Origin of the sequence: Paracoccus isoporae (assembly GCF_900101865.1) — a bacterium.
Classification (GTDB): Bacteria; Pseudomonadota; Alphaproteobacteria; order Rhodobacterales; family Rhodobacteraceae; genus Paracoccus; species Paracoccus isoporae.
This window is the reverse complement of record NZ_FNAH01000002.1, coordinates 249,722-270,632: the sequence shown is the minus strand read 5'-3', so window position 1 is coordinate 270,632 and position 20,911 is coordinate 249,722. Positions and strand designations below refer to the sequence as shown.

At 66.7% G+C, this 20,911-nt stretch carries 17 protein-coding genes; 5 read left to right on the top strand and 12 right to left on the bottom strand.

What is annotated here, in order from left to right; translation table 11 throughout:
• Window positions 1–168: 168 nt before the first annotated feature.
• Both BLT73_RS04900 and BLT73_RS04895 read right to left on the bottom strand, forming a co-directional pair.
• Window positions 169–1,428 carry a urate hydroxylase PuuD gene (locus BLT73_RS04900; RefSeq protein WP_090521419.1) on the bottom strand — a complete coding sequence of 420 codons (1,260 nt, stop codon included), beginning with the start codon at window positions 1,426–1,428 and terminating at the stop codon, window positions 169–171.
• A 343-nt stretch (window positions 1,429–1,771) separates the two neighbouring features.
• Complete coding sequence (locus BLT73_RS04895; protein WP_090521417.1) at window positions 1,772–4,045, bottom strand: NADP-dependent malic enzyme; 2,274 nt, start codon at window positions 4,043–4,045, stop codon at window positions 1,772–1,774.
• 250 nt (window positions 4,046–4,295) lie between these two features.
• Here BLT73_RS04895 and BLT73_RS04890 point away from each other — a divergent pair, with 250 nt between their 5' ends.
• Together BLT73_RS04890 and BLT73_RS04885 are read left to right on the top strand one after the other, a co-directional pair.
• Window positions 4,296–5,600, top strand: coding sequence for an efflux RND transporter periplasmic adaptor subunit (locus tag BLT73_RS04890; protein ID WP_245727073.1), 1,305 nt, complete (start codon window positions 4,296–4,298; stop codon window positions 5,598–5,600).
• A 3-nt stretch (window positions 5,601–5,603) separates the two neighbouring features.
• Window positions 5,604–8,741 carry a multidrug efflux RND transporter permease subunit gene (locus tag BLT73_RS04885; protein ID WP_090521415.1) on the top strand — a complete coding sequence of 1,046 codons (3,138 nt, stop codon included), beginning with the start codon at window positions 5,604–5,606 and terminating at the stop codon, window positions 8,739–8,741.
• Here BLT73_RS04885 and BLT73_RS04880 read toward each other — a convergent pair.
• The 10 genes from BLT73_RS04880 to BLT73_RS04835 form a co-directional block, all read right to left on the bottom strand.
• Complete coding sequence (locus BLT73_RS04880; protein WP_090521413.1) at window positions 8,725–9,978, bottom strand: glycerate kinase type-2 family protein; 1,254 nt, start codon at window positions 9,976–9,978, stop codon at window positions 8,725–8,727. The two genes, BLT73_RS04885 and BLT73_RS04880, sit on opposite strands and share 17 nt — an antisense overlap.
• Window positions 9,971–11,479, bottom strand: a complete 1,509-nt coding sequence (locus BLT73_RS04875; RefSeq protein WP_090521412.1) for a tripartite tricarboxylate transporter permease — start codon at window positions 11,477–11,479, stop codon at window positions 9,971–9,973. Before BLT73_RS04875 ends, BLT73_RS04880 begins: the two co-directional genes overlap by 8 nt.
• Window positions 11,476–11,919: a tripartite tricarboxylate transporter TctB family protein gene (locus tag BLT73_RS04870; protein ID WP_090521410.1), complete on the bottom strand. Its 444-nt coding sequence runs from the start codon at window positions 11,917–11,919 to the stop codon at window positions 11,476–11,478. Before BLT73_RS04870 ends, BLT73_RS04875 begins: the two co-directional genes overlap by 4 nt.
• Before the next feature lie 9 nt (window positions 11,920–11,928).
• The gene (locus BLT73_RS04865) at window positions 11,929–12,912 is read right to left on the bottom strand and encodes a Bug family tripartite tricarboxylate transporter substrate binding protein (RefSeq protein ID WP_090521408.1); all 984 of its coding nucleotides are present in this window, start codon (window positions 12,910–12,912) and stop codon (window positions 11,929–11,931) included.
• Between the two features lie 80 nt (window positions 12,913–12,992).
• Window positions 12,993–14,327 carry a TRAP transporter large permease gene (locus BLT73_RS04860; protein ID WP_090521884.1) on the bottom strand — a complete coding sequence of 445 codons (1,335 nt, stop codon included), beginning with the start codon at window positions 14,325–14,327 and terminating at the stop codon, window positions 12,993–12,995.
• Complete coding sequence (locus BLT73_RS04855) at window positions 14,320–14,811, bottom strand: TRAP transporter small permease (protein ID WP_090521406.1); 492 nt, start codon at window positions 14,809–14,811, stop codon at window positions 14,320–14,322. Before BLT73_RS04855 ends, BLT73_RS04860 begins: the two co-directional genes overlap by 8 nt.
• A 58-nt stretch (window positions 14,812–14,869) precedes the next feature.
• Complete coding sequence (locus BLT73_RS04850; protein ID WP_090521404.1) at window positions 14,870–15,865, bottom strand: DctP family TRAP transporter solute-binding subunit; 996 nt, start codon at window positions 15,863–15,865, stop codon at window positions 14,870–14,872.
• A gap of 124 nt (window positions 15,866–15,989) precedes the next feature.
• Complete coding sequence (fghA, locus tag BLT73_RS04845) at window positions 15,990–16,832, bottom strand: S-formylglutathione hydrolase (protein ID WP_090521403.1); 843 nt, start codon at window positions 16,830–16,832, stop codon at window positions 15,990–15,992.
• Entirely contained in the window at window positions 16,822–17,352 is a 531-nt protein-coding gene (locus tag BLT73_RS04840; protein ID WP_245727071.1) for a GNAT family N-acetyltransferase, read from the bottom strand. The genes fghA and BLT73_RS04840 overlap by 11 nt, the downstream gene beginning before the upstream one ends.
• Window positions 17,349–18,476 (bottom strand): S-(hydroxymethyl)glutathione dehydrogenase/class III alcohol dehydrogenase, encoded by a 1,128-nt coding sequence (locus tag BLT73_RS04835; RefSeq protein ID WP_090521401.1) that lies wholly within the window; start codon window positions 18,474–18,476, stop codon window positions 17,349–17,351. Before BLT73_RS04835 ends, BLT73_RS04840 begins: the two co-directional genes overlap by 4 nt.
• 249 nt (window positions 18,477–18,725) lie before the next feature.
• On the opposite strand from BLT73_RS04835, the gene BLT73_RS04830 reads away from it, so the two are divergent.
• From BLT73_RS04830 to bfr, 3 genes are read left to right on the top strand one after another with little or no spacing between them, the layout of a single operon-like run.
• Window positions 18,726–19,982 carry an imelysin family protein gene (locus BLT73_RS04830; protein ID WP_090521400.1) on the top strand — a complete coding sequence of 419 codons (1,257 nt, stop codon included), beginning with the start codon at window positions 18,726–18,728 and terminating at the stop codon, window positions 19,980–19,982.
• 25 nt (window positions 19,983–20,007) lie between these two features.
• Complete coding sequence (locus BLT73_RS04825) at window positions 20,008–20,259, top strand: (2Fe-2S)-binding protein (RefSeq protein WP_090521399.1); 252 nt, start codon at window positions 20,008–20,010, stop codon at window positions 20,257–20,259.
• A 16-nt stretch (window positions 20,260–20,275) separates the two neighbouring features.
• A complete protein-coding gene (gene bfr, locus BLT73_RS04820; protein WP_090521397.1) occupies window positions 20,276–20,761 on the top strand; it encodes a bacterioferritin in 486 nt (161 codons plus the stop codon).
• Window positions 20,762–20,911: the final 150 nt, after the last annotated feature.

Genomic DNA, 20,911 nt, shown 5'->3' with positions numbered 1-20,911 from the left:
AAACACTCTCTGACAAAGGAAATCAGCGCCCGCTTCCCATGCCTGCCGGATGATCGTCAATGAACGTCAAAGAAAAATAGTCGGGTATTTGCCACGGCTGTTGCACAGGCGCCATAGCGGTTGCCCCCGCCGCTTGCGCGATACCGCGGCACGCGGCACGAAAAGCCGTTACTTATTCGCGAGCTGCACCGGGTCGCTGCCGGTGGCGGCGCGATACCAGTCCACGATGGCCTGCCGCTCCTGCGGTTCCATGAAGCTGACATTGGCGGGAGGCATTGCATTCGTCAGCCCGGCCTGCAGATAGATCTGGCGCGCCGCGCGGGTGATGTCCTCGGGCGTTTCCAGCAGCAGATCCTTGGGCGCGCGGTGGATCCCCTCATAACCCGGATCGCGGGCATGGCACATGGCGCAGCGTCCCGGCACGACGGTCATCACCTCGTCGAACCCGTCGGCGGCGGCGAATTTCTGCTGCTGAGGCGTCAGCGCGCGGGCCTCGGACTCCTCGTAGCTCGACTGCCAGAGCGGCGCGGTGGACAGCCACATCACCCCGATGAACAGCACCGCCGTCGCCGCCCAGGTCCACCACTTCATGGAGCCGGTGGCATGCATGGTGTTGAAGAAATGCCGGATGGTCACGCCCATCAGGAAGATCAGCGCCGCGATCAGCCAGTTAAATTCCGTGGCAAAGGCCAGCGGGTAATGGTTCGACAGCATCAGGAACACGACCGGCAGGGTCAGGTAGTTGTTATGGGTCGACCGCAGCTTGGCGATCTTGCCGTATTTCGGATCGGGCTTGCGGCCTTCCTGCAGATCCTTCACCACGATGCGCTGATTGGGCATGATGATGAAGAACACATTCGCCGTCATGATGGTCGCGGTAAACGCGCCCAAATGCAGCATGGTCGCCCGCCCCGTGAAGATCTGGTTATAGCCGTAACCCATCGCCACCAGCAGCACGAACAGCAGCAGCATCAGCACTGTGGGGCGCTCGCCCAGGCCCGATTTGCACAGCCGGTCATAGACCAGCCAGCCGATGGTCAGCGAGGCGGCCGAGATCACGATCCCCTGCCACAGCGCCATGTCGGCCTTGGCCCGGTCGATCAGATACAGCTCGCCCCCGACCCAGTAGACAATCATCAAGAGCGCCGCGCCCGACAGCCAGGTCGAATAGCTCTCCCATTTGAACCAGATCAGGTGATCGGGCATGTTTTCCGGCGCGACGAGATATTTCTGGATATGGTAGAAGCCGCCGCCATGCACCTGCCATTCCTCGCCATGCGCGCCGACCGGCATGTTCGGCACCTTGCGCAGCCCCAGATCGAGCGCGACGAAATAGAAGCTCGACCCGATCCAGGCGATGGCGGTGATGACATGGGTCCACCGCACCGCGAATCCGATCCAGTCCCAGATGATGGCAAAATCCTGCATGGCGGTCTCCTCGCTGTCGTCTTTGCAGGCTATCCGATGGGCAGGTCGCCGGGTAAGCGCGAAAATCCCCGAACAGCTTCAAGAAATCCCGGAAAGTGGTGCTAAAGGCCGCGCGCAGTACAGGGCCAGCGGCCGACCGCGGGTGGCCGCTGCCTGCGGTCGTGCGATGCGCCTTTATGGCTCAGTCACATCGAACATCTGTCCGGCGCGGACCGGCGAAGAAGCGGCCGCCCATCCGGGCGGTCGGCCGCTGGCCCGGCGGGGCTGCGCCCCTTGTTCCGGGCCGGGTGTGCAGCAAAGCGCAAACCCGATCCGCCGGGCGCCTTTGGTATGGCGGGCAGCCCTAGCTGTAACTCGACACATTCGCCCCGGCGAGGGCAGCGATGTTGATGAGCCCACGCACGGTGATGCCCGGCGTGACGATATGGGCGCGGTTCTCCATCCCCATCAGGATCGGCCCGACCTCCAGCCCGCCCGCGACCGAGCGCAGCATGTTGCGCGCCGCATTGGCGATCTCGGCATTGGCATAGACCAGCCCGTTGGCCTTGCCGGTCAGCCGCCCATCCGGGTAGAGCCGCTCGCGCAGCTCGGGATCGAGCGCCACATCGGCCGGCATCTCACCCTCATACTCGAAATCCAGCTTCATCGAATCGAGGATCTCCATCGCCGCGCGCATCGACCGGCTGGTCGGGCTGTCGAGATTGCCGAATTGCGAGGCGGAGCACAGCGCGATGCGCGGCTCCACCCCGAAGCGGCGCATATGCCGGGCCGCGCCCACCACCGTCTCGGCGATCTGAGCCGGGTCAGGGTTCAGATGCACCTGGGTGTCGGCCAGGAACAGCGGCCCCTTCTCCATGATGATCAGCGACAGCGCACCGACCGGGCGCGCGGCCCCGCGGGCCAGGATCTCCGTCACATAGCGCAGATGCCAGCGATATTCGCCGAACGTGCCGCAGATCATGCTGTCGGCCTCGCCGCGATGGACCATCATCGCGGCGATCACCGTGGTGTTCGTGCGCAGGATCGCGCGGGCCAGATCCGGCGTCACCCCGCGCCGCCGCATGAGCTGGTGATAATCGGTCCAGTAGTCGCGGTAGCGCGCATCGCTTTCGGGGTTGATGACCTCGATCGCGTCGAGATCCAGCTTGATCCCGTCGCGCTCCAGCCGCTGGCTGATGACCTCGGGCCGGCCGATCAGGATCGGGGTGTCGTGGCCTTCCTCGATCAACTGCCGCGCGGCGTGCAGGATGCGCTCATCCTCGCCCTCGGCAAAGACGATGCGGCGTTGCGTGATCCGGTCCGCCTCGAAGACCGAGCGCATGATGTTGTAGCTGCGATAGACCCGGCCGCGCAGGCGGCGGTCATATTCCTCCAGGTCCAGCTCGCGGGTGGCCACGCCGGAGTCGATGGCCGCGCGGGCGACGGCGGTGGCGATGGTCGGCAGCAGCCGCGGATCGAAGGGCTTCGGGATCAGGTAATCCGGCCCGAAACTCAGCGTCTCGCCGCGATAAGCCTGCCCGACCTCGGCCGAGGTGGTCTCGCGGGCGAGCGCCGCGATGGCCTCGACACAGGCCACCTTCATCTCGTCATTGATCGAGGTCGCCCCGGCATCGAGTGCGCCGCGGAAGATGAACGGAAAGCACAGGACGTTATTGACCTGGTTGGGATAGTCGCTGCGCCCGGTGGCGATCAGCGCATCCGGCGCGGCGCGGCGCGCCTCTTCGGGCATGATCTCCGGTGTCGGGTTGGCGAGCGCGAAGATGATCGGCCGCTCCGCCATCTTCGCCACCATCTCGGCGGTCAGCAGGCCGGGGCCGGAGACGCCGAGGAACAGATCCGCCCCCTCCATCGCGTCCAGCGTCGAGCGCATCTCGGTGTCGCGGGCGAATTCCTGCTTTTCCGGGTTGAGATCGTCGCGCCCCGCATGAACCACGCCCTTGCTGTCCAGCATGGTGATGTTCTGCTTCTGCACCCCCATCACCATCAGCATCTTGAGACAGGCGATCCCGGCCGCCCCGGCCCCGAGCGCGACGACGCGCAGATCCTCGAAGCGCTTATCCGCGATCCGCAGCGCGTTCGTGGCCGCCGCCGCCGCCACGATGGCGGTGCCGTGCTGATCGTCGTGAAAGACCGGGATATTCATCCGCTCGCGGCAGATCCGCTCGACCAGGAAACAATCCGGCGCCTTGATGTCTTCCAGATTGACCGCGCCGAAGGTCGGCTCCAGCTTGCAAACGATTTCGGCGAGCTTCTCGGGGTCGGTCTCATCGACCTCGATATCGAAACAATCCACCCCGGCGAATTTCTTGAACAGAACCGCCTTGCCCTCCATCACCGGCTTGGACGCCTGCGCGCCGATATTGCCCAGACCCAGCACCGCCGTGCCGTTCGACATCACCGCGACGAGATTGCTCTTCGCCGTGTAGCGCATCGCGTCGAGCGGGTTTTTCTGGATATCCAGACAGGCCTCGGCCACGCCCGGCGAATAGGCGTTGGACAGGTCGCGCCCGGTATCCATCGGCTTCGTGGCCCGGATCTCCAGCTTGCCGGGCTTGGGAAACTCGTGATAATCCAGCGCCTCCTGGCGGCGGTCCCTGCTGATTTCTTCGTCCGACATGGCTCTCTCCCTTGGCAACCCGGTGACTTGACGCAGGGAGAAGTTGGGCATGGTCCGGCCGGGATTTGCAACACCGCTTTGCTTCCGGGCGGCCTGATGGTGTTTCAGCCGGGGACTGGAAATCCGCTCCCGCCCCGGCCCGTTTCGCATTCATTGGGAAAGCCCGCGCTATACCGTCCTCAAGCGATTGCGACTTGCCCTGCCGGGCGCACTCACCGACAGTGATCGCACCCCTCAGCCGCGTCCGAGCATGACCAGCACCGATTTCCGCCAGACCCGACACCGCCGCGCCGCGTTCGTCACGCTGCTGGTTCTGAGCATGGCGGCGTTCCGGCCGGACCCTGTCGCGGCACAGATGCCGGGCCGCGGCCCGCAGGGGCCGAGCGAGGTCGGCGTGATGGAGCTGAGCCGCGAAGACGTGCCGGTCACTGTGGAGCTGCCGGGACGCGCCGTGGCCTTTCAGCGCGCCACCATCCGCCCGAAAGTCGGCGGAGAGATCACCGCCATCCCCTATGAGGCGGGGGCCGAGGTCGAGGCGGGCACGGTGCTGTTCCAGCTCGAAGACGAAACCCTGGCCGCGGAACTGACCGCCGAGGAGGTGGGCGTGGCGTCGGCCGAGGCGGCGCTGTCAGGCGCGACCGCCACGGTCGAACGCTATCGCAAGCTGCGCGGATCGGGGGTCAGCCAGGCCGATCTGGAAGCCGCCGAGGTGGCGCTTGCCGCGGCCCAGGCCGCGCTTGGTGCCGCCGAGGCCCGGCGCGATCTGGCCCGGCTGGCGCTGCGGCGAACGGAAATCACCAGCCCGATCCGCGGCCTCGTCGCCGTCTCGCCCTTCAGCGTCGGCGATATCGTCAGCGCCGGGCAGTCCGACGCGCTGACCGAGGTGGCCCAGATCGACCCGATCTATGTCGATGTCTCTGAATCCCGCGCCCGCATCCTGCGCAATCAGCGCAATGTCGCCGCCGGGCTGTTGCAGCGGCCCGGCACGCCCAGCGATGCGCGGCTGACGCTGGAAACCGGAATGGATTACGACGCGCCCGGCCGCGTGCTCAGCCCCGGCGCGCAGGTCTCGGCCACCACCGGCACCATCCCGATCCGGGTGCAGTTTCCCAACCCCGACCGGCTGATCCTGCCCGGCCAGTTCGTGCGCGTGACGCTGACCATCGGCAGCATCAGCGCCGTGCTGGTGCCGCAGCGCGCCACCAGCCGCGCCGCCGGGGGCGAGCTGACCGCCTTTCTCGCCCGCGACGGGCGCGCGGTGGAGGTGGCGCTGATCGAACAGGGCGTGCATCGCAACGCCTGGATCGTGACCGAAGGGGTGGATGCGGGCGACGCGCTGATCCTCGACGGGCTCAACGATCTGCGCAACGGCGCCGAGGTGACGACCGTGCCCGTGACGATCGACGAAAACGGCGTGGTCCGCGATGCACCGCCCGCCGACGGCGGGGCGGATGCGGACAGCGCCGCATCGGCCACGGCGGATGATGCCACGGCGGACGCGGTGGCCGTCGGCACAACCCCGCAAGCCTCGCCGCCCCGGCGCGACGGCGGCTGAGAAATGGGTCAGTTCTTCATCCACCGTCCGGTCTTTGCCTGGGTGCTGGCCATCGTGACCATGCTGGCCGGGATCTACAGCCTGACGGGCCTGCCGGTCTCGCAATATCCCGACATCGCGCCGACCACGATCCGCATCTCGGCCAGCTACTCGGGTGCCACCGCCGAGGCGGTGCAGAACTCCGTCACCACGCCGATCGAGGACACGCTGACCGGCATTGACGGGATGATCTATTTCGAATCCAGCTCCTCTCAGGGCCGGTCCTCGCTGGAGCTGACCTTCGATGACAGCGTCGATCCGACCGATGCGCTCAATGACGTGCAATCCAAGGTCCGCAGCGTCGAGGGCCGCCTGCCCTCGCCCGTGCAGGCGGACGGGGTGAATGTCTCGCGCTCCACCTCCTCGATCCTGATGGTCGGCGCGCTCGTCTCGACCGACGGGCGCTATTCCACGGTCGAGCTGGGAAATATGCTCGAAGAAATCGTCGAAGGCCCGGTCAAGCGGGTCGAGGGCGTGGGCGGCGTCAATGTCTTCGGCTCGGGCTATGCGATGCGGATCTGGCTCGATCCGTTCCGGCTGGCGCAATACAGCCTGCTGCCGACCGACATCACCGCGGCGGTGGCGTCGCAGAACTCGACCGTCTCGGTCGGCTCGCTCGGCGATCAGCCGGTGACGCCGGGCCAGCAATTCACCTCCACCATCACCGCGCAGAGCCAGTTGACCGGGGAAGAGGATTTCCGCCGCATCCTGCTGAAAACCGGCGAGGACGGGGCGACGGTCTGGCTGGGCGATGTCGCCGATATCGAGATCGGCAAGGAACGCTACGGCTCCGACAGCCGGTTCAACGGGCTGAACGCGGCGGGCTTCGGCGTGAACCTGGAAACCGGCGCCAATGCGGTCGATACCGCCGAGGGCGTGCGCGCGGTGCTGGACGATCTGAACAATGCCCTGCCCGACGGGGTGGAGCTGCGCGTGGCCTATGACACCTCGCCCTTTGTCGAGCTGTCCATCGAGAAGGTCTATCACACGCTGATCGAGGCGATCTGCCTGGTCGTGGGGGTCATCCTGATCTTCCTGCAACGCTGGCGCGCGACCATCATTCCGGTCATCGTCGTGCCGGTGGTCCTGCTGGGGACGTTCACCGTGCTGGCGGCGCTTGGATATTCCATCAATACGCTGACCATGTTCGCCATGGTGCTGGCCATCGGTCTGCTGGTGGATGACGCCATCGTCGTGGTCGAGAATGTCGAGCGGGTCATGGCCGAGGACGGCGTTGGCCCGGTCGAGGCGACGGAGCGATCGATGCGCCAGATCTCGGGCGCGCTGATCGGGATCGCGGCGGTGCTGTCGGCGGTGTTTCTGCCAATGGCCTTCATGGCCGGATCGACGGGGGTGGTCTATCGCCAGTTCTCGGTCACGATCATCACCGCGATGGGGCTGTCTCTGCTGGCGGCCCTGATCCTGACGCCATCCCAGACGGCAAGCCTGCTGCGCCCCCATCAGGGCGAGATCGGTTTCGCGCCCGCCCGCTGGTTCAACCGCAATTTCGACCGGATGGCGGATCGCTATGCGTCGGCGATCAAGCGGATGCTGCGCCGGCCGTTCCTGGCGCTCGTGGTGCTGGCCATGATTGCGGCCGGGGCGGGCTATCTGTTCACGCGGATGAGTTCGACCTTCCTGCCGTCAGAAGATCAGGGCGTGCTGATGGCGCAGATCCGGCTGTCGGAGGGATCGACCTCTCAACAGACCCTGGCCGTGGTGGAAGAGATCGAGGAGTACCTGCTCAACGAGGAACCGGCCGTCGAGTCGCTGTTCGGCGCGCTCGGCTGGGGGTTTTCGGGCAGCAGCCAGAGCCGGGCGATGCTGTTCGTGAAGCTGAAAAGCTTCGACGAACGCGGCGATCCCGATCTTGCCGCGGCCGAGGTGGCGCGGCGCGCCAATGAACGCTTCGGCCGCCACCGCGCCGGGCGCATCACCTTCCTGCAGCCCCCTGCGATCCAGGGCCTCGGCAATCAGTCGGGTTTCGACATGTTCCTGATCGACCAGACCGGACAGGGCATCGACGGGCTGCGCGAGGCCTCGGCGGCGCTCGAAGCCGCGGGTGAGGCCGATCCGCGCCTAGCCAATGTCCGCGGCCGCGGGGATGAGGACGACGCGGCCTTGCGGCTCAGCATCGACGCGCAGCGGGCCGAGGCGCTCGGGCTGAACCTCAACGAGGTGAACGGGATGCTGTCGGTCATCTTCTCGGGCCGCGAGGTCAATGATTTCGCGCTCGGCGCGACGCTGCGCCCGGTGATCGTGCAGGGCGATGCCGAATACCGGATGCAGCCCGACGATCTGGAGGCGTGGTATGCGCGCAACAGCGCCGGAGAGATGGTGCCGTTCAGCGCCTTCAGCTCCTACCGCTGGGAGCCGGTGGCCCCCCGCCTGCAACGCTTCGAGGGCTCGAACGCGATTTCCATCGCCGGCGAACCCGCACCGGGCGTCAGCTCGGGCGAGGCGCTCGACGCGATGGAGGAGTTGGTGGCCGAGCTGCCCGGCGGGTTCGGCGTGGCCTGGACCGAGCTCAGCTATCAGGAACGGCAATCGGGCAACCAGGCGCCCTATCTCTACGCGCTCTCGGCGCTCGTGGTGTTTCTGGCGCTCGCGGCGATCTATGAAAGCTGGTCGGTGCCGATGGCGGTGATCCTGGCCGTGCCGGTGGGCGTGCTGGGCGCGGTGGCGGCGGCGCTGATCTTCGGGCAGTCGAACGATGTCTATTTCAAGGTCGGCATCCTGACCACCATCGGGCTGGCCGCCAAAAACGCCATCCTGATCGTCGAGTTTGCCCGCGTGCTGGAGCTGGAGGGCCGCAGCACCGTCGACGCCGCCATCGAGGCCGCGCGGCTGCGGCTGCGCCCGATCCTGATGACCTCGTTGGCCTTCATCCTGGGCGTGGTGCCGCTGGCCACCGCCAGCGGCGCGGGGGCGGCGGCGCAGAACTCCATCGGGATCGGGGTGATGGGCGGGATGATCGCGGCGACCTTCATTGGCATCTTCATGGTGCCCAGCTTCTATGTCGCGATCCGCAGCGTCTCCGGCCCGCTGCGCCCGGCGGGCCGGGCCGAGGGGGATGCCCCCGCCCCTATGCCGGGCGAATGAGGATGGCGCGGAAATCGTTGACATTGGTCAGGGTCGGCCCCGGCACGACCTGATCGCCAAGCGCCCCGAAAAAGCTGTGCGCGTCGTTGCGGTCGAGCGCCCGCGCCGGGTCCAGCCCCGCGTCCCGCGCCCGCGCCAGCGTGTCGGGCGTGATGATCGCGCCCGCCACCTCGGCCGCGCCGTCCACCCCGTCCGTGTCGCAGGCGATCGCCAAAATCCCCTCCGCACCATTCAGCGCCACGGCAAGCGCCAGCGCATATTCGGCGTTGGGTCCGCCCACCCCGTCGCCGCGCCGCGTCACGGTCAGCTCGCCGCCCGACAGGATCACCAGCACCTCATCGCCGGACAGGGCGGCCTGTTTTTCCAGCGCCAGCCTCGCGTGATCCTGCGCCACCTCGCGCGCCTCGCCATTCAGATCGTCGCCCAGGATCACGCTTTCGATCCCGCGCGCGGCCAGCAATTCCGCTGCCGCGTCGAGCGATTGCGCAGGTGCCGCCACCACGCGGTTCTCCACCCGCGCCAGCCGCGCGTCGCCGGGCGGGATCACCCCGCTGCCTGCATTCAGCACCGCCTGCGCGCTCTCCGGCAGCGCGATCTGCCAGCGGGATACGATCTCGCGCGCCTCCTTGTCAGTCGAGCCATCCCCCACCGTCGGCCCCGATCCGATCATCGCCGGATCGTCGCCCGGCACGTCCGAGATCATCAGCGCCACGACCCGCGCAGGCGCGGCTGCGGCGGCAAGCTGCCCGCCCTTCACCCGGCTCAGATGCTTGCGCAGCAGGTTCATCTGCCCGATCGGCGCGCCCGAGGCCAGCAGTGCCGCATTCACCGCCTGCTTCTCCGCCAGCGTCATCTCGCCCGCAGGCGCGCAGAGCAGCGCCGAGGCCCCGCCCGAGATCAGCATCACCACCAGATCATCCGCCCTCAGCCCGCCAAGCAGGTCCAGCATCCGCGCCGTCGCATCGACCCCGGCCTGATCGGGGACCGGATGGGCGGCCTCGACGATCTCGATGCCGCGCGTCGGGCGGCCGTAGCCATAGCGGGTGATGACCAGCCCGTCGCAGGGGCCCCATTCAGCCTCCACCGCCTCGGCCATCCGCGCCGACGCCTTGCCCGCGCCCACCACCAGCAGCCGGCCCTGAGGGCGCTCGGGCAGGTTCGGGCCGATGAAGCGCATCGGATCGGCCACGGCCACGGCGCGGTCGAACAACTCTCGCAGAAGCGCGCGGTCAGACATCGGATTCTCCTGTGTTGCGGCGGAGGCGCGGCCGCGCCTGCCAGATGCTCAACGCGATCAGCGCGGCGGTGGCGATCACGAAACCGCAGGCGATGGGGCGTTCCAGAAACACCAGCGGATCGCCGCGCGAGATCAGCAGGGCGCGGCGCAGATTGGTCTCGATCAGCGGTCCGAGCACGAAGCCCAGCAGCAGCAGCGCCGGGCTGAACCGGGCGAGCGCCATCAGATAGCCCGCCACGCCCACCACCGCGACGACGCCGATATCGAAGGCCGATCCGCGCACCGAGTAGACGCCGAGGCAGACGAAGATCAGGATCGCCGGGTAGAGATAGCGGAACGGGATGCGCAGCATCGACACCCAGATCCCGATCAGCGGCAGGTTCAGGATCAGCAGCAGCATATTGCCGATCCCGAAACTGACCACCAGCCCCCAGAACATCTCGGGCCGCGCCTCCAGCATCATCGGGCCGGGCTGGATGCCGTGAATGACAAGCGCCCCCAGCATCAGCGCCATGATCGGATCGCCGGGAATCCCCAGCGTCAGCGTCGGCACGAAGGCGGTAATCGAAGCCGAGTTGTTCGCGGCCTCCGGCGCGGCGACGCCTTCGACCGCGCCTTGGCCGAACCGCTCCGGCCGCCGCGCGACGCGGCGTTCCAGCGCATAGCTGAGAAAGGATGACAGCGTCGATCCGGTCCCCGGCAGCGCCCCGAAAAACGACCCCAGCCCCGTGCCGCGCAGGATCGGGCCGGGCATCCGCCGTAGATCGTCCCGGCCGGGCATCATCTGGCGGAAGCTGACCCTCTCCGGGCTGCCCTGCCGCTCGGCGTCGCGGATATTGCCGACCACCTCGGCCACGCCGAAGAGCCCCATCGCCAAGGCAACCAGGTTGATCCCGTCCAGAAGCTCGGTCTGGCCGAAGGTGAAGCGCTGCGCGCCGGAATTCACATCCGTGCCCACGCAGCCGAGGATCAGGCCCAGCACGACCATTGCAAAGGATTTCACCGGGCTGCCGCTGCCGATGGTCGCGGCGGCGACAAGACCCAGGATCATCATCGCCGCGTAATCCGCCGCCCCGAAGGCGGTGGCGGCGCGGCTCAGCCAGCCGGCCAGCAGGACCAGCACGACGATGCCCAGGATCGAGCCGACAAACGACGAGATCATCGACACGAACAGCGCCACCCCGGCGCGGCCTTGGCGCGCCAGCGGATAGCCGTCCAGCGTCGTGACCGCCGATTGCGGCGTGCCGGGCAGGCGCAGCAGGATCGAGGCCACCGCGCCGCCATATTGCGCCCCGTAATACACCCCGGCCAGCATGATCAGCGCCGCCTCCGGCGTGATGTAATAGGTAATCGGCAGTAGAAGCGAGATCGCCGCCATCGCCCCGATGCCGGGCAGCACGCCGATGAAGGTGCCCAGCGTCACGCCGAGCAGGCAATAGATCAGCACCCCCGGTTGCAGGGCGACGCCGAAGCCGTAGGCGATGCCTTCCAGCGCCGTCATGGATCAGGCCAGAGCGGCAGGCCCATCTTCAGGCCGAAGACGAAGACCGCGACGGTCAGGGCGGTGACAATGCCCGACAGCGCCAGCCGCCAGCCCCAGCCGGAACGCGGCGCGGGGATGGAGGCGACCAGCACCGCCAGGAAACAGGCCAGCATCACGCCCAGCCTGTCCATGCCGAAGCCGAAGATCAGGATGGCGGCGATGACCGCGGCCAGATCTCCCGGACGAACCGGCACGGGTGCCGCCCCGCGCCGCCAGGCCGGCAGCGCGATGGCCGTGCCCAGAAGCGCCAGCCCCGCGCCCAGCACGGACGGGAAGAAGCCCGGCCCCATCGCGCGCAGCGTGCCGAATTCCAGCCGCGTCCCGGCCCAGAACGCAACCGCCAGCCCGGTCAGGGCCAGCACCGCACCGCCCCAGATATCCGCCCAGTCCCGTTGCATTCTGCGGGCTTACTGCGGCGCTTCGACCGTGTCGATCACCGCACCCCACATCTCGGTGTCGTCGGCAATGCGCTGCGTCAGATCCCCGGCCGAGCCGCCGGCGGCCTGCCAGCCCATATCCAGCAGCTTCTGCTGCACCGTCTCATCCTGAAGGATCTCGTTGATCTCGGCATTCAGCCGTTCGATCACCGCCGGGTCGGTGTCCGCAGGCGCGATGAAGGCGTTCCACAGCTCGGCCTTGAAATCATCCGGCAGCCCGGCATTGCCCGCAATCACCGGCACGTCCGGGATCTGGCCGAACGGCTCGGCCGAGGTGACGCCCAGCATCTTCATGTTGCCCGCCTCGACATGGGGCAGCGCGGCCGAGGGAGCCATGAAGCCCGAATCGATCTCGCCACCCATGATCGAGGTGGTGACTTCGGCATAGGCCGTGAAGGGCACATGCAGCATCTCGATCCCGGCCTCGGAATTGAACAGCTCGGCCGTCAGATGCGCCCCCGAGCCCTGCCCGACCGAGCCGAAGGACATGGCACCCGGTTCGGCCTTCGCGGCTTCCACGAACCCGGCGAGATCCGCGATCTCGGACTCGCCCGATACCGCGAGGACCAGCGGCGAGGTGGCGATCAGCGCGATGGGCGAAATGTCGGCCTGCGGATCGAAGCCGGTCTCGCCCATCATCCGCGCCGCCGTGGTCAGCGGGCCGTTGATGGATGTGCCGATGGCGTGGCCGTCATCGGCATTGGCCAGCATCTGCTGGATGCCGATCACGCCGCCCGCGCCGGGCTTGTTCTCGATCACGATGGGCTGGCCCAGACGTTCGGCCAGCGGCTCGGTGATGATCCGGGCCAAGAGATCAGGCGAGGATCCGGCCGGAAAACCGACATAGACATGGACCGGCGCGCTCGGCCAGTCGGCCTCCTGCGCGAAGGCCGGGGCGGCGAGTGCGGCGGCGGTCAGGATCAGCGTTGCGCGGCGGGTCAGGATATGGGTCATGGTGATGTCCTCTCGGTTGGTAAGTTGCGGGCGGTTGCCCGAATTGGATTGCGGGGCGTCGGCCCTGCCCTGCGTGCAGCCTAACCTCCCAGCCACGCGACAAGGAACAGGGAGATTTGCGGAAACATCGCCACCACCACCAGCCCGACCAGGCTGGCCAGCAGGAACGGCAGCGCCCCGCGGGCGACCTGCTCGATCCGCAGCCTTGTCACATTGGCCGCGACATAGAGATTGATCCCCACCGGCGGGGTGATGAGCCCGATGGCCAGGTTCACCATGGTCAGCACCCCGAACCAGACCGGATCCCAACCCAACTCGCGCACCACCGGCATGAAGATCGGCAGCGAGATGAACATCACCGTCACCGCATCCATGAACATCCCCGCCACCAGCAGGATCAGCATGATGACGACCAGGATGACCGCGCCGTTCTCGGACAGGCCCAGCAGCGCCTCGGAATAGCTGCCCACCAGATCCTCGACCGTGACCACCCAGCCGAACAGGCTCGCATAAGCGACGACCATCATCACCACCGCTGACGATGACGCCGCATCGACCAGCGAGGCATAGAGCCCGCGCAGAGTCAGCGTGCGATAGACGATGCCACCCACGGCGAGCGCGTAGACCGTGGCGACAAGCGCCGCCTCGGTCGGCGTGAAGATGCCCGAATAGATCCCGCCCAGGATCACCACCGGGGTCAGCAGCCCCCAGAAACTGTCGCGAAAGCTGCGCCAGAGCCGCGTGGCGTAGGGCGCGCCCGCGTAAGGATCGGGGCTGAGCCGGTCGAGCGCGGCGCGCCCCTGCCCGGCCCCGCGCCGCGCCAGCGGCAGCACGGCCAGCATGGTCAGCCCCATGAAGGCACCGGGGATGATCGCAGCGATGAACAGGTCCGAGATCGAGGTCTCGGCGATGACCCCAAAGATCACCAGCCCGATCGAGGGCGGGATGACGATGGAAAACGCCGCCCCGGTGCTGACCAGACCGGCGGCGAAGGCGCGGCTGTAGCCGTCCTCCTCCATGGCGCGGATCAGCATCGGACCGATGGCCGCGACCGAGGCCGGGCCGGAGCCGGAGACCGCGCCCCAGAACAGACAGACCACCGTGCCGACGACGCCCATCCCGCCCGGCAGGCTGCCGATCAGCACGCGGAAGAACCGGATCATGCGTTCCGCAATGCCAAGCGAGCCCATCAGCGCCCCGGCGAGGATGAAGAACGGGATCGCCAGCAGCGCGTATTTGGCGATGCCGGTGGCGATCAGATCGCCGGCCAGATCGAAGCCGAAGCCGATCAGCCACATCGCGTAAAGCGCCGAGAGTCCCAGCGAAAATGCCACCGGGACGCCGATCGCCATCAGCAGGAAAAAGGCCAGCACCATCTGGGTGCCGGCCGGGATGGCGGCCAGGGCCTCAAACATCGGCCACCCCGTCCGGCGCGTCACCGGGGTCATGCCGCCCGCGCCACGCATATTGCAGATAGCGGATCAGGATCAGCGCGAAACCGAACGGCACCGCCGCCTGATAATACCAGGCCGGGATCTGCAGCGCGTAGGAGCGCATCCCGTTGCCGATCAGATTGGTCAGCGCCGCCCAGGAAAACCACGCCGACATCGCCAGCAACACCACGCTCAGCCCGGTTGCCAGGAAAAACAGCGCCCTGCGCGCCGGGCGCGGCAGCGCCTCGGTCAACAGCGTCACCGCCAGATGCTCGCCGCGCCGCGCGGCAATCGCCGCGCCGAACACGGTCAGCAGAAGAAAGCCGTTGGTCAACAACTCCTCGGAGGCGGCCAGCGAATAATTGGTCAGGTAGCGCACGCAGACATTGGCGAAACCCACCGCCGTCATGCCCAGAAAAATCACCGCGCAGATGATCTTTTCCGCCTCGTCCAGAAGGAACCTCATGCCGCCCCCGTCATGGCCGGGCGGACCGAACCGGCCCGCCCCGCAAAGATGCCGCGCCTTACTGGACCGAGGCCACCGCGTCCTGGAAGGATTGCACCAGGTCCGGCCCGACCTTCTCCGCCCAGCTGTCGAAGGCGGGCTGGGTCGCTTCGCGGAAGGCGGCGAGTTCGTCCGCCGACGGCTCGTAGACCTCCATCCCCTGCTCTTTCAGGAAATCGACGCCCTCCGCCGTGGCGGTCCGGCTGATCTCGCGCTGATAGGCCATGGCCTCGGTCGCGGCGTCCTGGAACTGGGCTTGCGTCTCGGCATCGAGGCTCTCCCATTTCTCGTTGGAGATGCCGAGGAAGAGCGGGTCGTAGGAGTAATGCCAGGTCGTGATGTATTTCTGCATCTCATAGACCTGCTGCGGGATGATGACCGCGCCGATCGGGTTTTCCTGCCCGTCCACCACGCCCTGCTGAAGCGCGGTCAGGGTCTCTGACCACTGCATCTGCTGCGGGTTTGCGCCGAGCGCATTCATCACATCGATATACATCGGCCCGGCCACGCGGACATTCATCCCGGCCATGTCCTCGGGGCTGGTGATCGGCTTGGTGTTGTTGGTCAGCTCGCGGAACCCGTTCTCGCCCCAGGCCAGCACCTTGATGCCCTTCTCCAGCAGGATCTCCTCCAGCGGGGCCACCGCCTCGCCCTGGGTGGTGGCATCGACCTGCTCGTAATTCTCATACATGTAAGGCAGCGAGAACACCGCCATTTCCGGCACCAGCGGGGTGACGTTGATGGCCGATGTCACCACCAGATCGAGCGCGCCGCGCCCGACCATCTCGGCCTGCCGCATCTGGTCGCCGCCCGAAAGCTGCGCGTTCGGGAACACCCGCACGTCATATGCGCCGTCGGTCTTTTCGCTCAAAAGCTCGCCGAACCGTTCGGCCCCCTGCTGCCATGTCGTCGTGTCCCCGACATTATGCGACAGGCGCAGCGTCTCGGCCTGCGCCGCCACCGACATGAGCGCCGAGGCGACGAGTGCGGCAAAGCTGAAACGGGTCATGGTCATGGTCGGTTCTCCCCCCAAGGATCTGTTGTTACGGCGGCGAGTCGCGGCCCGCCGCCGGATGCGCGGGCAAGTTCACCCGATCGGGGCGCTGCATACAAGGCGTATTTCGGCGCTGCGCGCGGCCTCAGACCGGATCCCACAGCCGTTCCGCGTGCCAGGCCACGTGATCGCCCATGAAGCTCTGCACGAAGAAATAGCTGTGATCATAGCCCGGCTGCATGCGGATCATCGCCGGCTGGCGGCGCGCCACGATCGCCTGCGCCAGTGCTTCGGGGCGCAGCAGGTCGAGGAACTGATCCTCCGTGCCCTGATCGATCAGGATCTCGCCCGGATAGCCGCGATCCGCCATCAGCAATGTCGCGTCATGGGCGGCCCAGGCGTCGCGATCTTCGCCCAGATAGGCGGCGAATTGCTTGCGGCCCCAGTCGGATTCACTCGGATTGGCGATGGGCGCGAAGGCCGAGACGCTGCGATATGTGTCGGGCAGGGTCATCGCCAGCGTCAGCGCGCCATGCCCGCCCATCGAATGGCCGGTGATCCCCTGCGCGGCGCGATCCAGCGGGAAGGCGTCAAAGACCAGATCGGGCAATTCCTGCGCGATATAGTCCCACATGCGGAAATGTTTCGCCCAAGGGTCCTGCGTCGCGTTGAGATAGAACCCCGCCCCCTGCCCCAGATCGAAGGCCTCGTCATCGGCCACGCCCTCGCCGCGCGGCGAGGTGTCGGGAAAGATCAGTGCAAGGCCTTCGCGCGCGGCATGATCCTGCGCCCCGGCCTTGGTCATGGCGTTTTCATGGGTGCAGGTCAGACCGGAGAGATACCACAGCACCGGCACCTCCGCCGTCTCGGCCTGCGGCGGCAGGTAGACGGCAAAGGTCATGTCGGTCCCGGTGGCCTTGGAGGCGTGGCGATAGACGCCCTGCCGCCCGCCAAAGCTGCGGTTTTCGCTGATCGTCTCAAGCGTCATCGGAATCTCCTGTCAGATCGTGATACATCACCAGCGCATCGACGTAGCCCTGCGCGGGATGGGCGAACGCGCCGGGCAGCCGGCCGACGATGCTGAACCCGGCCTTCTCCCATGAATGAACCGCGTCCGCATTGGTCGCCACCACGAAATTGAACTGCATCGCGCGGAATCCCTGCGCCCGCGCCCAGTCCTTCGCATGGGTGACCATCTCGCGCGCCACCCCCTGCCCGCGCGCGGCGGGTGCCGTGGCAAAGCTGGCATTGGCGACGTGACTGCCGCCGCCCGCCCGGTTGGCGCCGATATGGCTGGTGCCGAGAACCTCTCCGCCCCGCTCGGCCACGAAGGCGGTGAAGGGGGCGGCGAACCAGTCTTCCAGGGCGGCGTCCCGGGTGATGTCGCGCGGGATGCAATAGGTCTCACCGGCGCGATAGACCGGCTCCAGGATCGCCCAGATCGCATCGTGGTCCCGCACCCCCGCCGCCCGGATGGACAGCGGCGGGGCGGTGGCAGCGTCCTTCAATACAGCACCACCGAGCGGATCGATTCCCCGGCATGCATCAGATCGAACCCCTTGTTGATGTCATCCAGCGGCATGGTGTGGGTGATCATCGGGTCGATCTCGATCTTGCCGTCCATGTACCAGTCCACGATGCGCGGCACATCGGTCCGGCCGCGCGCGCCGCCGAAGGCCGTGCCCTTCCAGACCCGGCCGGTGACCAACTGGAAGGGCCGCGTGGCGATCTCCGCCCCGGCCGGAGCCACGCCGATGATGACCGAGACGCCCCAGCCGCGATGCGTGCATTCCAGCGCATCGCGCATCACCTTCACATTGCCGGTGGCGTCGAAGCTGTAATCCGCCCCGCCGATCTGGTCGAACGGGGTTTTGGTCATCTCGACAATCTCTTGCACGACATTTTCGCTGTTCTTCGGATTTACGAAATGGGTCATGCCGAACCGCTCGGCCATCGCCTTCTTGTCGTCATTCAGGTCCACGCCGATGATCATGTCGGCCCCGGCCAGGCGCAGTCCCTGGATCACGTTCAGCCCGATCCCGCCCAGACCGAAGACCACCGCCTTGGCCCCGATCTCAACCTTCGCGGTGTTGATGACCGCGCCGATCCCGGTGGTCACGCCGCAGCCGATATAGCAGATCTTGTCGAACGGCGCGTCCTCGCGCACCTTGGCCACGGCGATTTCCGGCAGCACGGTGAAATTCGAAAAGGTCGAGCAACCCATGTAATGATGGATCGGCGTGCCATCGGGCATCGAGAACCGGCTGGTCCCGTCCGGCATCATCCCCTGCCCCTGCGTGGCCCGGATCGCGGTGCACAGATTGGTCTTGCCCGACAGGCAGGACGCGCATTGCCGGCATTCGGGCGTATAAAGCGGGATCACATGATCGCCCGGCTTCACGCTGGTCACGCCCTCGCCTATCTCGACCACCACGCCCGCGCCCTCATGGCCCAGGATCGACGGAAACAGCCCCTCGGGATCGCCGCCCGACAGGGTGAATTCATCGGTGTGGCAGATGCCCGTCGCCTTGACCTCGACCAGCACCTCTCCGGGCTTGGGACCGTCGAGATTCACCTCCATGATCTCGAGCGGCTTTCCGGCTTCCACTGCGACGGCGGCACGGGTTTTCATGGCAATTCCCCCAATTATTTGGGCCCGAGTCTGGACGCCGGGCGGCAGGGGGTCAAGGCGGTTTCCCCCAAGAAATACTTGCCCGTCCGCCGCGGAAAACACGGGGATGAAACCTGCACTCCGACGCGGGATCTGCCGACCAAGCGGCAATTCCGACAAAAACAGTTTGACACGCGCCGGCGTAGATGATGAAAACGCTAGGGAATTAAAGCGCCGCCAATGCCACCGCGTCGCGATCCGGGAGATACCATGATCCGCACCACCATGACCGCCATCTCGCTGACCCTTCTGGCCCAGCCATTGCTCGCTGCGACGCCCGAGGAGGTGGTGGCGACCTATGCCGACATCGCCGAGGCCGCCTATGGCGACAGCCTCAGCACCGCGCAGACGCTGCGCGCGCGCATCGGCGAGCTGCTCGAGAACCCGTCCGAGGCCACGCTCACCTCCGCGCGCGAGGCCTATACCGCCGCCCGCGCCCCCTATCAGCAGACCGAGGCCTACCGTTTCGGCAATCCGATCGTCGATGACTGGGAGGGCCGGGTGAATGCCTGGCCGCTGGATGAGGGGCTGATCGACTACGTGGCCGAGGACACGCCCTCGGCCGAGGATAATGAGCTGGCGCAGCTCAACGTGATCGCAAACCCGTCGCTGGATCTCTCGGGCGAGACCATCGACGCGGCCGAGATCACGCCGGAACTGATTTCCGGCCAGTTGCACGAGGCGGGCGGGATCGAGGCGAATGTCGCCTCCGGCTATCACGCCATCGAATTCCTGCTCTGGGGGCAGGATCTCAACGGTACCGGGCCGGGTGCGGGCGAACGGCCCTGGACCGACTACGCGGACGGCGACGCCTGCTCCGGCGGGAATTGCGACCGGCGCGGCCAGTATCTGACCGCCGCCGCCGATCTGCTCATCTCCGATCTGGAGGAGATGGTGGCGAACTGGGCCGATGGCGGCGCGGCGCGGCAGGCCGTCACCCAGGATCCGCAGGCCGGGCTGAACGCGATGCTGACCGGCATGGGCAGCCTGTCTTACGGCGAGCAGGCCGGCGAGCGGATGAAGCTGGGGCTGATGCTGAACGACCCCGAGGAAGAACATGACTGCTTCTCGGACCAGACCCATCTGAGCCATTACTATGACGGGCTCGGCATTCAGAATGTCTATCTGGGCCGATATGTCCGCCCCGATGGCAGCGAAGTGACCGGCCCGTCCCTGTCCGGGCTGGTGGCCGCAGCCGATGCGGATGTCGACGCGGCGCTGACCGAAGGGCTGGAGGCCAGCATGGCGGCGCTGACCACGCTGCGCGACACGGCCGAGGGCGGGATGGCCTATGACCAGATGCTCGCGCCGGGCAATGCCGAGGGCGAGGCGATCATCATGGACGCGGTCGATGCGCTCGTCGCCCAGACCCAGGACATCGAGCGCGCCGTGGCCGCGCTCGGCCTCAACCAGATCGCCTTCGAGGGCTCCGACAGCCTCGACGACCCCAACGCAGTGTTTCAGTAAGGTATTAAATTCAAAGGTTTTTGTCATGATTGTCTGTCACTGTCAGCAGATCACCGACCGCGATATTCGTGCCGCTGTCGGCTGGATGCGCGCCGCCGATCCTGATACGATCGTGACTCCGGGCAAGATCTATCACGCGCTCGGCAAGCGCGCCGATTGCGGCGGCTGCATGAAGTTGTTCGTCGCCGAAATGCGCGCGGCGGACGGGTTCGCCGTCGGGCAGGATCACCCGGTGCCGGCGGTGCTGACGGGTCTGCGCCTGAAGGTGGCGGGCTGACAGGAAAGGAACGTGAATGAAGGGCGACGCAAAGGTCATCGAATACCTGAACGCAGCGCTGAGATCGGAACTGACGGCGGTCAGCCAGTACTGGCTGCATTACCGCCTTCAGGAAGACTGGGGTTACGGCAAGATCGCCGACAAGTCCCGCGCCGAGTCGATCGAGGAAATGCACCATGCCGACCGGCTGATCCAGCGGATCATCTTTCTGGAAGGTCATCCGAATCTGCAGAAACTCGACCCGCTGCGCATCGGTCAGTCCATCAAGGAAACGATGGAATGCGACCTCGCCGGGGAACATGATGCCCGCAATCTCTATATCGAGGCGCGCGACCATTGCGAGACGGTCGGGGATTACGTCAGCAAGAACCTGTTCGAGGATCTGATCCAGGACGAGGAAGGCCATATCGACTTCCTCGAGACCCAGATCGAGCTGCATGACCGGATCGGCCAGCAGAATTTCGGCCTGCTGAACGCCAAATCGGCCGACGACGCCGAATGATCAGACGGGCCGGGCGGCCGGACCGCCCGCGCCCCCACCGACCAGACAGAATTCCGGCTTTTGCCATGATGACCCGCCACGCCTGCGCCTCGCTGTCATCCGCCAGCGGTGTTGCGCGGCGGATCGGTTTGATCCTTCTGTTGACGGCCC

Excerpts from the sequence above, each read along its gene's own strand:
- BLT73_RS04900 (WP_090521419.1), bottom strand. The coding sequence starts at position 1,428 with ATGCAGGATTTTGCCATCATCTGGGACTGGATCGGATTCGCGGTGCGG.
- BLT73_RS04895 (WP_090521417.1), bottom strand. The coding sequence starts at position 4,045 with ATGTCGGACGAAGAAATCAGCAGGGACCGCCGCCAGGAGGCGCTGGAT.
- BLT73_RS04890 (WP_245727073.1), top strand. The coding sequence starts at position 4,296 with ATGACCAGCACCGATTTCCGCCAGACCCGACACCGCCGCGCCGCGTTC.
- BLT73_RS04885 (WP_090521415.1), top strand. The coding sequence starts at position 5,604 with ATGGGTCAGTTCTTCATCCACCGTCCGGTCTTTGCCTGGGTGCTGGCC.
- BLT73_RS04880 (WP_090521413.1), bottom strand. The coding sequence starts at position 9,978 with ATGTCTGACCGCGCGCTTCTGCGAGAGTTGTTCGACCGCGCCGTGGCC.
- BLT73_RS04875 (WP_090521412.1), bottom strand. The coding sequence starts at position 11,479 with ATGACGGCGCTGGAAGGCATCGCCTACGGCTTCGGCGTCGCCCTGCAA.
- BLT73_RS04870 (WP_090521410.1), bottom strand. The coding sequence starts at position 11,919 with ATGCAACGGGACTGGGCGGATATCTGGGGCGGTGCGGTGCTGGCCCTG.
- BLT73_RS04865 (WP_090521408.1), bottom strand. The coding sequence starts at position 12,912 with ATGACCCATATCCTGACCCGCCGCGCAACGCTGATCCTGACCGCCGCC.
- BLT73_RS04860 (WP_090521884.1), bottom strand. The coding sequence starts at position 14,327 with ATGTTTGAGGCCCTGGCCGCCATCCCGGCCGGCACCCAGATGGTGCTG.
- BLT73_RS04855 (WP_090521406.1), bottom strand. The coding sequence starts at position 14,811 with ATGAGGTTCCTTCTGGACGAGGCGGAAAAGATCATCTGCGCGGTGATT.
- BLT73_RS04850 (WP_090521404.1), bottom strand. The coding sequence starts at position 15,865 with ATGACCATGACCCGTTTCAGCTTTGCCGCACTCGTCGCCTCGGCGCTC.
- fghA (WP_090521403.1), bottom strand. The coding sequence starts at position 16,832 with ATGACGCTTGAGACGATCAGCGAAAACCGCAGCTTTGGCGGGCGGCAG.
- BLT73_RS04835 (WP_090521401.1), bottom strand. The coding sequence starts at position 18,476 with ATGAAAACCCGTGCCGCCGTCGCAGTGGAAGCCGGAAAGCCGCTCGAG.
- BLT73_RS04830 (WP_090521400.1), top strand. The coding sequence starts at position 18,726 with ATGATCCGCACCACCATGACCGCCATCTCGCTGACCCTTCTGGCCCAG.
- BLT73_RS04825 (WP_090521399.1), top strand. The coding sequence starts at position 20,008 with ATGATTGTCTGTCACTGTCAGCAGATCACCGACCGCGATATTCGTGCC.
- bfr (WP_090521397.1), top strand. The coding sequence starts at position 20,276 with ATGAAGGGCGACGCAAAGGTCATCGAATACCTGAACGCAGCGCTGAGA.